The organism is Snodgrassella gandavensis, from assembly GCF_914768025.1.
Classification (GTDB): domain Bacteria; phylum Pseudomonadota; class Gammaproteobacteria; order Burkholderiales; family Neisseriaceae; genus Snodgrassella; species Snodgrassella gandavensis.
On the sequence record NZ_CAJZCE010000019.1, the window covers coordinates 26,224 to 40,522 of the forward strand.

Below are 14,299 nucleotides of genomic sequence, written 5' to 3' on the forward strand. Positions count from 1 at the left end.
AATCACAGCAACCATTACCTACCAAATCCGAAAGAAAACAAACCAGATAGCAGCGTCTATACCACTACCAAGAAAGTAAAAAATTACTAAAAAAATAAATCAAAATTAAATTACCCCATTTCCACCAAATCAATTCAGCTTATATACAGTAATAATTAACCTAACCACATCCAGCAATTACCCAATAAAAACCATATACAAATATAAAAATTAAAACCTACCAAAAATAACACCCCAAAACCCAGTTTAATAAAAATAAAATTTTCTTAAAATAATTCAATAAATTACATTTTGACTAATAACTAGCTTTGTAGTCGAATACAACAAGCAGATTTATTTTATAAACATTTACATTGATTTATATCAGGCAAGTATTCCTCAGCAGCACCACTACAGCATACAGAATCAGGAAACCCAAATGAATAAAACTTACCAACCAACATGGCGAATCAGAACAAAAGCATATATTAGTGCATCCGCACCAAAGCCAGATTTCAGAAAAAAAACACTGGTTCAACTAATGGCAGTTATCGGCATTATCGCTTTCACTACCAGCGAAGCATATGCCAACTGCTCTGATTCATCTAACAAAAATTGTATTACCAAAGAAACAAACTCATCGCCATCCACATACAGCGGAAACACCACCAATTTTGATGGCTATATCGCAAACGACAACACAGACCCAGTCAATATCTCCACCAGCGACAAACCATTAAATAATTCACTAACCATCATAAACAATGCTGGCGCCAGCGATTTGAATGTCACCGTAAAAAATACAAATATAAAAAATATATATTCCCTTAACAACTCAGGAAAAGCAGCAATATCAATAACCACAACCGCAGACATGACAACACCCAATGGTTTTGGCATCTCCGTGAGCAACGCCGGCACAAACCTCACCCTCAACACCAAAAACATTAACAGCCAGACAAACGCAATCTATGCTGTAAACTATGGTACCGGTGCCACCTCTATCACCACAGCAGACATCACCTCCAGCGGCAGCAATGGCATCTATGCACAAAATAACAATAACACCACAGACCTGACCGTCACAACCGGAACAATCAATGCCAATCAAGATGGCCTTTACCTCAAAAACAGTGGTACCGGTGTCACCTCTATCACCATCAACGGAGATGTCACCTCCGCCAATAGTGATGCCATCTATGCAGAAAACGACCCCGCCGCAACAGATCTAACCATCAATACCAAAACCATTAACGGCAAAAATAATGGTATCTACGCCGCCAATTTCGGCACAGGTTCAACAACAGTGACAGCAGAAGGCAACATCACCGCCACCAATCAAAACGGCATATACGCATTCAATCATGGCCAGCATCTAACCATCAACACACACAATGTACAGGGTTCCCAAAGCGGAATTTATGCAACTAATGAAGGTAGCGGTTCCACCTCAATAACAGCCAAAGGCAACATCACCGCAACCAACAGCGATGCCATTCATATTGAGAATAAAAGCAATACCAAAGACCTAATTATCAAAACAGATAACGTAAACGCCAAAATGAACGGCATATATACCACCAACAACGGTACAGGCATTACCTCCATAACTGTCAGCAACGACATTATCGCCGCCAATGGCACCGGTATATTTGCACAAAACTTAAATACAGCAGGCAACCTAAACATCAACGCAAAGAATATCAACGCCAACCTAAACGGTATATACGTCATCAATAATGGAACCGGCTCAACCTCAATCGCCACTGCTGGCACCATACAAGGCCTGCACCAATATGGCATCCACGCAGAAAATAACCAAACAGGCACAGATATCAGCATTAACCAGACCAGTGGTTCCATTACCGGCGCGTTAGACGGCATTGATGTACTCAACCGCACCCCACATGGAAACAACACCGTCACCGTAACAGGGAAAGTCACTGGCGGCACGGGCGCAGGTATTTATACCAGCGGCAGCCCCGGAACTACCACAATAATCACCCTTAATAGCGGCGCCAATGTCGATGCCACCTCAGGTACAGCGATTCGCGACGCTGATGACAACTCCATTGTCACCATCAACAATGGAGCCAAAGTAAGCGGCTCAATTATTCTGGGTAATGGCAGCGATACCTTAAACATCAATAGCGGAGCAGATACATCAGCTATTAGCGTACTTGATGGTGGCGATGACACCAGCGATAGTGATGGGATGATTGATACACTCAATATCAGCCAGTCACTGACTGGTTCATCTAGCAGCAATGGCACAACTGGAAATATAGGCATCCGCAACTGGGAAAATATCAACCTCCTACAACAAAGTACACTCACCCTGACCGGTGACTTAAATACCAGCAACCTTAATATCGACCCTGCTGCAACATTAAATCTTATCCCATCCCTACATCAGGCCGTAATAAATGGCAATATCACAAATTCCGGTAATCTAATCTTAAGTAATAATCAAGCAGGTGACCACTTAACCATCAATGGCAACTATATCGGCAACAATGGCACAATTACCCTAGATACCATATCACAGGATAATAACAGCGCAACCGATAAATTGTTTATTAATGGTAATGCCTCCGGTCGAACCATAGTACAAATGAATAACACAAACGGACTGGGTGCTGATACCGGCACCACCGATGGTATTGAAATTATCAATATCACAGGTAACAGCACCAACAACGCCTTTAATCTGCAAAATGATCATATTGATGCCGGTGCTTACGAATATCATTTATACAAAGGCAATATTAATGGTCAGAACAGCAACTGGTATTTACGCTCTCAACTAGCAAAACCTGACGATCCGAACAACCCGAACAACCCCAATAACCCGAACAACCCGAATAACCCGAACAACCCGAATAACCCGAATAACCCGAATAACCCGAACAACCCGAACAACCCGAACAACCCGAACAACCCGAACAACCCGAACAACCCGAACAACCCGAACAACCCGAACAACCCGAATAACCCGAACAACCCGAACAACCCGAACAACCCCAATAACCCCAATAACCCCAATAACCCCAATAACCCCAATAACCCCAATAACCCCAATAACCCCAATAACCCCAATAACCCGAATAACCCGAATAACCCGAATAACCCAAACAACCCAAACAACCCGAACAACCCAAACAACCCGAACAACCCGAACAACCCCAATAACCCCAATAACCCCAATAACCCCAATAACCCCAATAACCCCAATAACCCGACTCAACCAGAAAAAGGTAATAGCTCATCAAAACTAAAACCTACTTACCGAAAAGAAGTCCCTCTGTATGCTGCTGTTGCTGCCCAACTCCGGCAAACTGATATCATCATGCTGAGCAATATGCATCAAAGAATTGGCACCACACCAACACCAGATGAACGCATGAGCTGGGGACGCATCATTTCTGGTCGAACCGATATTCGGCAAGATGGTGTTTCTGATGTCCACTCCACCGGCAACTATGTCGGAGTGCAACTTGGTAGTGACATCTGGCACAATCAAGGCTGGCGGATTGGTGGTTATTTAGGTTATATCTATAGTGATATGAATGTTGATGGCTTTGCCAGCGGCATATATGGCAAAGTAGGCAAAAACACATCAAAATCCTACTTCCTCGGAGCCTATAGTAATTATGTTTATGCTAACGGTGCCTATCTTGATATCGTCCTGCAAGGCGCACACCATCATGTCGACATCAAACCCAATGGTAATAACGATAGCACCCAGAAAGGCCATGGTTTCACCGCATCAATCGAAACAGGTAAACCATTTACCCTTAGCAACAGCAACTGGAAAATAGAACCACAAGTACAAATAATGCATCAGTGGCTAGATTTAAACGACACTAATATCAGCGGCCGCACCAGCGTCAGCCACAATCATAATAATGCATGGCTGTTCAGATTAGGCGGACGCATGCAAGGCAGCTATCAACTTGGCAAAGGTACCCTGCACCCTTATACCCGTGTTAACGTATTCTACTCACCTGATGGAGCAGATCGAACCACCTACAGCGCCAATATCGCAGCAACGACATTGCATTCCGGTGCTGCGCATACCAGCACAGAACTGGCCATAGGTGCCACCTACGATATTAATGAGAGCATAAAAATATACAGCGAAATCGGCCATACCTGGTCCAACGGCGGTAATGCACGAATAAAAGCACCGCTAAGCGGTTCTCTAGGATTGAAAGTTAACTGGTAACCAAACAAATAACCAGATGCATCATCGTCAAGGTCAAATCCCTCACAAGGATTTGACCTTGACCTGCTCACCCGGACAACAAAAATATCAAACATATTGAATTATTTAACAACAATTACCCTGTTAAAAAGCATATTAACCCGCTATCCGAGAATAATTGAACTAGCTTAAATACCCCAAAACAAATTTTAAATCACAAACAGAAAATACCGAACACAACCCATCATTACAGCTTGCCATCTTCTGCGTAAAAACACATTGAAACAAACAGAGGAAATAACCATGTATCAGCCCCATGAATACCCAACACGCACCGCAATGAACACAGCTCTTGCTACTGCCATCAGCAATAACCTACAACAAGCAGTTGCCCAGCGCTCTCAAGCATCACTGGCACTTTCCGGCGGACCTGCCGTTATAGAGCTGCTCCAGATACTAAGCCGCACCCCCCTACCTTGGGAAAAAATCCATATCACCTTAGTAGATGAGCGTTGGGTAGACAAAGTGCATGAAGACAGCAACGAGCGTTTAATGCGTACCCATTTATTACAGAATCAGGCCAAAAATGCACATTTCATCAGCCTGAAAACCATAGCCGACGCTCCCGGTGACAGCATTGATGAAATCCACACCCGATTACAGCAAGCCCTGCCCTTACCAATAGACGTACTGGTATTAGGAATGGGTGAAGATGGCCACACAGCATCACTATTCCCCCATGCAGAAAACCTCAGCAAAGGACTGGATATGCATTCCAACAGAATGGTTATTGATATGCAGCCTCTCACTGCCCCACATAAACGTATTTCATTAACCCTGCCGGTTATTCTCAATAGTCGTCATCTATATCTCCAGCTAGTAGGAAAAAAACAGCAACAGGTATTTCAGCAGGCATTAGCTGGCAACGATACAGACCAAATGCCCATCCGAGCTGTATTACAGCAGCAACCAAAAATACAGATTTATCTGGCACAATAAAAATGCGCCAGCAAAGCTGGCGCAATACCTAAAATCAAATCCCCTCTTACCACGAATAACGGTAATTCAGATTAACCCCGAATTTCTGTTCGGTTTTCTGACCATTGGCATAATTAAGCTTAAAGTCAGCATGATTATTGTGATCAAAATCCACCCCCAGACCAGCTTCATACAAACCACTGTTACCAGCACCGGCAATACGCAGATTTTCATCATCAACAACAGCATGACCCAGCCCACTTTTATCATGCAGCCAATATGCACCGACATAAGGATTCAAACTTACCTTATTCAAAGCAAATGAAGTTTTAACTGCGGCTCCCAGCTTACTGCGATAAAAAGTAGTACTGTTGGTATACTCATCACCAGATAACCGGCCTACCGTCATCCCGAGCTTCGGCGTAACCACCCACTTATCAGCCAGATTGAAATCCTTGCCCAACTGAGCATTCAGACTATTCGCATGCCATGTAGAATTATCCATCTTACTGGCAGACGTTTTCAGATGGCTGTATCGGTAAGCCGCATCTGCGAACCAACCACCGGCATTTTGCCAACCAACATAAATACCAGTAGTTATCGCCTTCAGATTACCATCTTTATAATTGCCATTAAAGTCCACACTTGAATGCCCTTGTCCCACAAAAGCACCCAGATACGTCTGATTATTCTCACCATCACCCAATGGCAGAACATGATCATAACCTAATTGCAGACTATAAGACTTCTGCTTGAAGCCTGCCGTAGCCAAACCATCGCTGGTGCCCGTACTATCAAAATGATCATGAGCATAATTACTGTCCAGCCACAGATTATTATTACCCCGAGACTGCGATTTCAGACTAGCCAGACGCGCATTCAGCGGTTCCTGTAGCTGATACACAAACTGATTGGCGGCCTGACGCATACTGATCAGCGAATTGGCAAAATCACTGATTTCATAATCAGCACCATGATGACTGCCACCAGAAGACGCTGCGCCCTTATCATTGCTTAAAACCCATTTATTATCATCTTCCTGATGGAAGAAATAACGGTATTTACCCGCATCTACATAATCCTGCACCATAGTGAACGAACCATCACCACCACCCTTGGACTCAACCAGCGTTACCTGACCATTCGGTGTTTTTGGTCGTTTACGGCTATCAGATACACTGATCTTATGCTCACCATGTACCTTACCTTCAATCACAATCTTATCCGCCTGCCGATCAGCCAGACTGGTATTCAGATTAAACAAACCATTACTACCGCTCAGATCACCATGAATCGTCAGCGTCTTGAATTGACCACCTTTACTAAAAGAAATACTAGAATCGTGAATATTCAGCTCATCCAGCTCACTATTACCATTAATCAGCCAGGAAGAACCATTCTTCAGATTAAACGTTACTTTTGGTGCCAGCTTTGGATTCTGATCAATATAAATGCGCCCAGCCAATTGCGAGTTATCTGCAGTTAAAGTAAGTGGTTGTTGCGCCGCAACTGTTTCATCACCTATTGCATCATCATCCTCAGCACCTTCTATATAAGTGCGATGGTCATTAATACCCAATAAAGCATCCTGCCCAATCAAACTGCTATTTTTAATATTAAAGACGTGTGGAGCAGCTACTTCCTGATTAGTAGCTAACATGATACCAATACCGGAATTTATGGTACTGCCATCAATATTAACTGCACTCCCATTATTCAGAAAAAAACCAGCGCTGAATGGGTTGGTAAAATTTATTTCCGTATTGGTAACATTGGCAATACTGTGATTTTTCAGATTGTGATTTGCTACATCAATACCAACATTCCCATACCCATTTCCTTGTATTTTCATGTTATTTATATTAACTATAGCATCTTGATCTTCCTCCACACTTTCGACGCGGATCGCAGATGAATAATCAGCATTCTTACTTAAATTTATAACAGAATCATGAATATCGGCCACACCAAGTGAAATGTAATATGCAAGTGAATTAGGTGCAGTAATAGAAAAATCAGCCTGAGAATTCAGATTGCCGCCACTAAGCTCTACTCCGGTAATACCCCAATCAAATTCTTTCGGCTGGCCTTGCAAGCTAAAATGAACATTTTTAGGTAGCACAAACTGTGCATCTGCTCTCTCTGTGTGAAAACTCACGCCGGTATGTGCTACATCCTGCCTGAATGGCCCATACGCAGCATTATTTAGATACGATGTATCTACCGTGATTTCAGTATTCGGAGAAAACTCCACCCGTGGCGGTTCAGTAGAACCGGGCAAATCATAAATATTAAATATTGTAAAACCGCGAATATAAGTATTTTCCGGGATATCGTCGTCCTCGAATAAACTCTTGAATTCCTCTACAGTGGGTATTCCATTTCGATATTTCCCAGATGCAACAATGACCTTATTACCATTATTCACATCTGGATTAACTTCACACGAATCCAAAGCAGGGCAAATAGTATCAGCCATACTATAAGCCGACAAACATCCTAGCACCACCAGCATTAAAGCTTTAAGTTTCAATGGAGGATAAACTGATTTCATCACTAATTAACCTTAATATACATACACTACATCATATTAACATAATTAGTTAATTTATGTTAATGAAAATATTTCTATACAGCTTGGTAATTACATATGCTTTTGTCATTTAAGTTACGAATAATAATGTAAATATCTCATTGCAACTCCCCCTAAAATAGTACAGCCCTAAAGTAGAAAATTCTTTCTATAAATCCACAAGAGGATTTAAACATCAAAAAAATGGCCGAACATCAAACCGTATCTATTCAAAAGAAGCTGAAGCCGGCCCTGTCAAAGAACTTTGCCATAGATATGGCATGAGTAATTCAACTTTTTATAAATAGCTGGAAAAATACAGTGATATAGAAACATCAGATATCAAACGTTTTAAAGAACTGGAAGCTGAAAACCGCAAGCTTAAGCAGATATTTGCTGAGCTAAGTTTAAAATCTCAGCTTCAGGAAGAAATCATCAAAAAGCGCTAGTGCCCACTAAGACACATAAAGCTAGGGTTATGCAACTACAGGCAAACACCCTGTCACTATTGTAATGAGCGGCTCTGTTGCTGGTTTAAGCCGAAATACTTACTATTATCAACCTAAGTTACAGAATGATTCCATAGCTATTTCGGTGCCAAGTGCGATCACCGACAAGCATTTAAGCTGGGGCTTTCCCAAGTGTTTTAAGCACATCAGCAAGCTCGGCTATAAATCAAATCATAAACGTGTTTATCGGATGAATTGTCAATTAAAGCTTAATCTCAGGATAAAGCGTAAAAAACATCCACCACAAAGCACAGAAAACTATCAGTATCCAATAAACAAGGTGAATGCTGGTCAATAGACTTTATGAATGACAGCAGCCGCAATCAACGGCGTTTTAGAATTTTCAATGTAATAATAATGGCATAACCATAGATTATATTCAACCAGACAACCCATACCAGAATGGATATATTGAACGATTTAACCGTTAGTACCGTACGGAGGTACTGGATTTATATCTTTTTATAATCTGGAACAAGCAAGGAAAGTAACCAAAGAATGGCTAACAATTTATAACACCGAAAGACCCCATAAAGCACTAAATAACATAATGCTGATTGAATATAAAACCCTAAAACAAAATGTATATAAGCTATGTACATAGAAGACGGTATCTGACTATTCATATTATTATGTATTTCCCATACATTTATATTGATTAATTATCAATATAGAGTTAACATTATTCTAAATTATCATTTATTAACATACATAGGTATTCATAGTATGAGAAAAATATTTAATTTACTGACAGGCTTATGCATTACCCTAGCACTTGCTGCTTGCGGTGGTGCTTCTACACCGGAAGCAGCCGCCAAAAAATATACTGAAGCGGTATATGCTGGCGACAGTGAAACAGCTATTTCTATGATTTATCTTAGTGAGAACGATAAAAAAGAAGCTGGATTGCCGGAGATGCTATCCGGTAAAATTAAAGCTGAAATTGCCCATAGAAAAGAATTTGCCAATAAGAATGGCGGTGTAAAAGAAATATCTGTGGGAGAACCGCAATACGATAATGATAAAAAATTTGCTGATGTTCCGGTAACTGTCACTTTCAAAAAGTCAGAAAAACCCGAAGAAGAACATATACGTTTAATTAAAACAGATGATGGCTGGAAACTGAAAATTTAAATAATGAACACCTGCTCTAAGCAGGTTTTTTAATATATGTGTAAACATCATAAATATTTTATTTGCTTTTTACTGATTATTCTCATTCTGGTGGGTGGTGCTGTTACATTTTTTTATGAACGGCATCGACCTTCTCAATATGGTAAGCTTCAGAATTTGCCTTCACTGAAGATTGGTGATTGGGTGGTGCGATTGGGTACTATCAATGACAGTCGTTGGATCAGCTATCTGGGTAAAAGTGAGTATTCACATATAGGTATGATTGTCCAATTACATCCTAAAATTTTGGTTGTACATGCAACGACAGATGATGGCGAATCTGCCTCAAATCAGGTAATTGTTTCCGAGCTGGATCATTTTTTGAGTCCGGAGTTAGCACAGAAAGGTGCTATAATCCGACCTATGTTTCTGAATCAGCAAGAAAAGCAACAGATTGCTGCTTTTGTTTTGAATCAGCGTGGAAAACCTTTTATCTTAAATAGTAAAGATGAACCGCACCTGTATTGCACAACATTATTATCTGATTCAATTGCTCAATTTCATCCATCATTTAAGCCTAAATGGAACTATATATCTGTACCGTTTTTTAAAGGTGAATATCTGTTTCCTCAGGCTTTTGTGGACTATCCAGATATCAAAGTGATTTATCAGTTTGATAGTTTAATTATTTAACTTGAGAAAAATGTTTAAAAACCCTATTGGCTTAATATAAAAATATGCGCCCTGTTGAATTACTTCTATTTTTGGAATAAGTGTATTTGGTTACTTTGATAATAAAAATTACCACACTGAAAATGTCCACATCTTTGTCTGGTTGAAAACATAATTCTCGAAATTGGCGGTTAAGTGGGGCTGTACAATTTTAGGGGGTAGTTATATATTGATTTTTGCTCTTTTAGCAGATAACGATTGCTGAATTGATTGCAATCTATCTGTAGTTCAAGAAACCAAAATAAGCTGGCATTCAATATCAGCGAAAAGATGACACAACGGCCTCACCAATCCCATTACTAGTCATAATAATAAAGATTTTATGCAGTAAAAACTGCATCTATCAATATCAAATAATTTTATGACAAATATTAAATTGGCATTAAAAATGTTTGTATAATAGATAGTATCAATTCTTAAATAAAACCATTTATTTTTATAATAGCCTTACGGCTAGGCAGAATTCAGATTATTGAATCAACATGCCCGAAAATAGTACAGACTCTCCATGGGTATTGTGTATTAGGTTAATGTAATGTACACAATGTGGGTTGCTAACATTATGACAGATAATTGTCACAATTTAGGCACAGTAAACAAACCTTAGGAGGAAGTAATAACAGTAGATACGATGCGTAAAACACTGAAAGATACGAAAGAAAGATGGTGGGTCGTGAGCGATTCGAACGCTCGACCAACGGATTAAAAGTCCGCTGCTCTACCGACTGAGCTAACGACCCGAGAGCGCGCATTTTAGACATGAGTGGCGATGCTGTCAAGTCCTTTGTCGTTTTTCATCTGTGGCAATATGGCGCTAAAAGTACTGCCACTGCCAACCACACTTTCAATCTGTAATTTACCGTTATGTTCAGCCAGTGCATGTTTGACAATCGCCAGACCAAGCCCAGTACCACCGCTCTGGCGTGAGCGGCCGGAATCCACCCGATAAAAACGCTCCGTCAGGTGCGGAATGTGTTCAGCAGCAATGCCCGATCCGGTATCGCTAACCTGAAAAATTGCCTGCCAGGAATCATGCTGACACTGCTCACTCCTTAACTGGATGGCAATAGTTCCCTGTGGCGGCGTATAGCGTACAGCATTAAACAATAGATTGCTGAAAGCATTATACAAATCTTGCTGAATACCATTTACCCAAATGTCTGTAGCCAGCTCACAGACAAAAGAATGTTTACCCGCTGACAGAATTCTGGCTTCATGCACCACCTGTTCTGCCAGAGCAGTTAGATATACTGGCTGTCTGTGCATAGAGATATCGGTTTGGTTTTCCAGACGAGATAAGGTCAACAGATCGGCCAGCAGATTACGCATACGTGCGCCTTCTTTACTCATCAGGGCAATAAATGACTGGCGCTGCTCCTGAGGTAGTTCCGGCATATCAGTCAATGTTTCCAGAAAACCATTGATGACAGTCAATGGTGTCCTCAGTTCATGTGAAACATTGGCCACAAAGGCAGTGCGGGTAGCATTTAACTGTTCAGCAGCAGTAATATCCTGAGTAATAATCAGTGTTGCCTGTTCGTCAAACGGCGTGCGAATAATATTTAATATTCGGGGTAATCCACTACCACTATTATCAAGAGTAAGCTTCATATCCACTGACTCCGGCGCCTGTTCATTCAGAAATTGCTGAAATTGGGCATTTCCAATCAGTTCAGCCAGTATGCCATTACTATCGCGCTCTGGATTCAGGTTTAAATGCGTGGCAGCCATATGGTTCAGCCACTGTATGCGTCCATCCAGCCCCAGAATCAGTACACCTTCCGGTATAGTCTCGGCAATCCGGTTAAAACGCAGTAATGCCACGCCCAATTTCTGTTTGCGCTTTTTGCGACTTTTAGCCTGTAACATCAGCGTATTGAAAATATTGTTCCAGATACCAACTCCATATGGCACATTGCGCAGCTTTGGCCGCTCCAGCCAACGTACCAGTTTGATTAAATGATACCAGTAACCTACCAGCCATATAAAAGATAGGCAACACAGCCCTACCAGCATTAATTGCACGCCACCAATCAGCAGTGACAGCACAACGACCACTATTAGGGTAGCCAGTATTAAATACAGATGACAGCGTAGTTCAGACATAAGGATGCATATTCCGGCCCGATATAAATTTAGTTATTATTACTGATTACACGCAAAACGATAACCACTGCCACGCACAGTCTGTATCAGGTAATCATAACCAACGGTTTCAAGCCCGCGTCTTAAGCGACGGATATGAACATCTACCGTCCGTTCCTCAATAAACACATGATCACCCCACACCAGATCCAGAAGCTGGCGACGGGTGTATATCCGGTCGGGATGAGTCATAAAAAAATGTAATAATTTGAATTCGCTTGGTCCCAGAGCGATGATTTGTCCGTTTACCTGAACCCGCTGCTGCTGTGGATTCAGTTCCAAATCATGGATATACAGTGGTGTACTGGTTTTTTGTGGGGCACGCCGGCGCAGGAGTGCATTAATACGCGCAATCAACTCTCGTGGGGAAAAAGGTTTGGTAATATAGTCGTCGGCGCCTAGATTCAGTCCCTGTTCCTTGTCCATTTCTTCACCCCGTGCCGTCAGAAGAATAATCGGTAAATCACGAGTCCTATCTGTATCACGCAAATACTTTACAAACTGTAAACCAGAAACTCCTGGCAACATCCAGTCTAACAAAATCACATCTGGTAACTGCGACTGCAATAGCGGCAATGCCTCTTCTACACTGGATATACTTTGCACCGTAAAACCGGCTTGCTCTAAAGTAAATTGAATCAGAGTGGAAATTGCATCCTCATCTTCCACCACCAATATATTGACCATCGTCATAATCATTACCCTAAGCCAGATCAACAATCTGTAACAGATTAATATAAAGGTTTAAAAGAGTAAAACCAATCATCCATATATTAGCAAAGGCATAATCATAAAATGTAATCCGTATGACTCACTGTACTTTACGTTCACATTAGTCTGATTGTTTCATAAGCTGCTACTACTTATTTTTTAGCATAAACAAATCAACCCTCAAGTACATTAACATATAACCAATTTTAATTATGCCAAGAAGCTGAAATAATTATTCAATTTTGTATTATAAGTGCAACCCTAATTAGGATATTTTTTTGACTTACATCAAATAAAAATCAATTCAAATAAAAATTTCAGTATAAAATTTTGTTTTTCAAAGATAAATAACTCAAAAGCGCACAATAAATCAAATACAACTATTTGTTTTAAAAATAAAATGTCATAAGCATTTTATGCTTATACATGAATTGATTAATGATTACATACTAAATTGACAAAATTACATACAAAAATATAGTATGTTTTTAAGTTAATTTTATTAAATTAATATTAACTTATTTTAACAATTTTACTTAAAACTTATTTATCACAAAGACGCCCTTATGAACAAAATATATAAGCTCATTTGGAATAGAAAAGAACAGGCTTATACCGTCACATCAGAACTAGTACGGAAACGAGGTAAAGTTACTGGGACAAAATTGGCGGTGGCAATCGGTGCAGCCATGTTATCGTCTAATATGGCATATGCTGAATGCTCGTCGTGTACTGAGTCATCTGCAATATTTGAAAACCAAATCATACCTGCTGCCATAATTACTCTTGCAGATGCAGGTGATGACATTATAAACGAAACCAACAACGGCTCTGAGGACAGTGACGACGGCAAACTGCCTGATGACGGCAAACTGCCTGATGACGACAGCAAACAACCTGACGACGACGGCAAACTGCCTGACGACGACGGCAAACTGCCTGACGACGACGGCAAACAACCTGACGACGACGGCAAACAACCTGACGACGACGGCAAACTGCCTGACGACAACGGCAAACTGCCTGACGACGACGGCAAACAACCTGACGACGACGGCAAACTGCCTGACGACGACGGCAAACAACCTGACGACGACGGCAAACAACCTGACGACGACGGCAAACTGCCTGACGACGACGGCAAACTGCCTGACGACGACGGCAAACAACCTGACGACGACGGCAAACTGCCTGACGACGACGGCAAACTGCCTGATGACGACAGCAAACTGCCTGACGACAACGGCAAACTGCCTGACGACGACGGCAAACAACCTGACGACGACGGCAAACAACCTGACGACGACGGCAAACAACCTGACGACGACGGCAAACTGCCTGACGACGACGGCA

The 14,299-nt window shown here is 41.3% G+C and carries 10 protein-coding genes and 1 tRNA gene; 7 read left to right on the forward strand and 4 right to left on the reverse strand.

Going from position 1 to position 14,299, the window contains the following annotated elements; genetic code table 11:
• The first annotated feature begins 418 nt into the window (after positions 1 to 418).
• A complete protein-coding gene (locus MJ764_RS10810; RefSeq protein ID WP_239326932.1) occupies positions 419 to 4,207 on the forward strand; it encodes an autotransporter outer membrane beta-barrel domain-containing protein in 3,789 nt (1,262 codons plus the stop codon).
• Between the two features lie 282 nt (positions 4,208 to 4,489).
• Positions 4,490 to 5,185, forward strand: coding sequence for a 6-phosphogluconolactonase (gene pgl / locus MJ764_RS10815; RefSeq protein ID WP_239326934.1), 696 nt, complete (start codon positions 4,490 to 4,492; stop codon positions 5,183 to 5,185).
• Positions 5,186 to 5,231: 46 nt separating this feature from the next.
• On the opposite strand, the gene MJ764_RS10820 is transcribed toward pgl, so the two are convergent.
• Positions 5,232 to 7,718 carry an autotransporter outer membrane beta-barrel domain-containing protein gene (locus MJ764_RS10820; protein ID WP_239326936.1) on the reverse strand — a complete coding sequence of 829 codons (2,487 nt, stop codon included), beginning with the start codon at positions 7,716 to 7,718 and terminating at the stop codon, positions 5,232 to 5,234.
• An 889-nt stretch (positions 7,719 to 8,607) separates the two neighbouring features.
• On the opposite strand from MJ764_RS10820, the gene MJ764_RS11685 reads away from it, so the two are divergent.
• From MJ764_RS11685 to MJ764_RS10835, 4 genes are all read left to right on the forward strand, one after another.
• A complete protein-coding gene (locus tag MJ764_RS11685) occupies positions 8,608 to 8,676 on the forward strand; it encodes an integrase core domain-containing protein (RefSeq protein WP_420853957.1) in 69 nt (22 codons plus the stop codon).
• 38 nt (positions 8,677 to 8,714) lie between these two features.
• On the forward strand, positions 8,715 to 8,849 hold the full coding sequence (locus tag MJ764_RS10825; RefSeq protein ID WP_420853958.1) for an integrase core domain-containing protein: 135 nt from the start codon (positions 8,715 to 8,717) through the stop codon (positions 8,847 to 8,849).
• 122 nt (positions 8,850 to 8,971) lie between these two features.
• Positions 8,972 to 9,379 (forward strand): DUF4878 domain-containing protein, encoded by a 408-nt coding sequence (locus tag MJ764_RS10830; protein ID WP_239326938.1) that lies wholly within the window; start codon positions 8,972 to 8,974, stop codon positions 9,377 to 9,379.
• Positions 9,380 to 9,415: 36 nt separating this feature from the next.
• A complete protein-coding gene (locus tag MJ764_RS10835) occupies positions 9,416 to 10,051 on the forward strand; it encodes a YiiX/YebB-like N1pC/P60 family cysteine hydrolase (protein ID WP_239326940.1) in 636 nt (211 codons plus the stop codon).
• A gap of 703 nt (positions 10,052 to 10,754) precedes the next feature.
• Here the strand turns inward: MJ764_RS10835 and MJ764_RS10840 are convergent.
• The 3 genes from MJ764_RS10840 to phoB form a co-directional block, all read right to left on the reverse strand.
• Positions 10,755 to 10,830: transfer RNA gene (locus MJ764_RS10840), tRNA-Lys, on the reverse strand.
• 13 nt (positions 10,831 to 10,843) lie between these two features.
• Complete coding sequence (gene phoR / locus MJ764_RS10845) at positions 10,844 to 12,196, reverse strand: phosphate regulon sensor histidine kinase PhoR (protein ID WP_239326942.1); 1,353 nt, start codon at positions 12,194 to 12,196, stop codon at positions 10,844 to 10,846.
• A 39-nt stretch (positions 12,197 to 12,235) separates the two neighbouring features.
• Complete coding sequence (phoB, locus tag MJ764_RS10850; RefSeq protein WP_239326944.1) at positions 12,236 to 12,928, reverse strand: phosphate regulon transcriptional regulator PhoB; 693 nt, start codon at positions 12,926 to 12,928, stop codon at positions 12,236 to 12,238.
• 584 nt (positions 12,929 to 13,512) lie between these two features.
• Here phoB and MJ764_RS10855 point away from each other — a divergent pair.
• Positions 13,513 to 14,299 (forward strand): ESPR domain-containing protein (locus MJ764_RS10855; protein ID WP_239326946.1); only part of this gene is annotated, 787 nt, incomplete at its 3' end.

What these genes read in the sequence shown, in the direction of transcription:
- MJ764_RS10810 (WP_239326932.1), top strand. Translation starts at nt 419, where the DNA reads ATGAATAAAACTTACCAACCAACATGGCGAATCAGAACAAAAGCATAT.
- pgl (WP_239326934.1), top strand. Translation starts at nt 4,490, where the DNA reads ATGTATCAGCCCCATGAATACCCAACACGCACCGCAATGAACACAGCT.
- MJ764_RS10820 (WP_239326936.1), bottom strand. Translation starts at nt 7,718, where the DNA reads ATGAAATCAGTTTATCCTCCATTGAAACTTAAAGCTTTAATGCTGGTG.
- MJ764_RS10830 (WP_239326938.1), top strand. Translation starts at nt 8,972, where the DNA reads ATGAGAAAAATATTTAATTTACTGACAGGCTTATGCATTACCCTAGCA.
- MJ764_RS10835 (WP_239326940.1), top strand. Translation starts at nt 9,416, where the DNA reads ATGTGTAAACATCATAAATATTTTATTTGCTTTTTACTGATTATTCTC.
- phoR (WP_239326942.1), bottom strand. Translation starts at nt 12,196, where the DNA reads ATGTCTGAACTACGCTGTCATCTGTATTTAATACTGGCTACCCTAATA.
- phoB (WP_239326944.1), bottom strand. Translation starts at nt 12,928, where the DNA reads ATGACGATGGTCAATATATTGGTGGTGGAAGATGAGGATGCAATTTCC.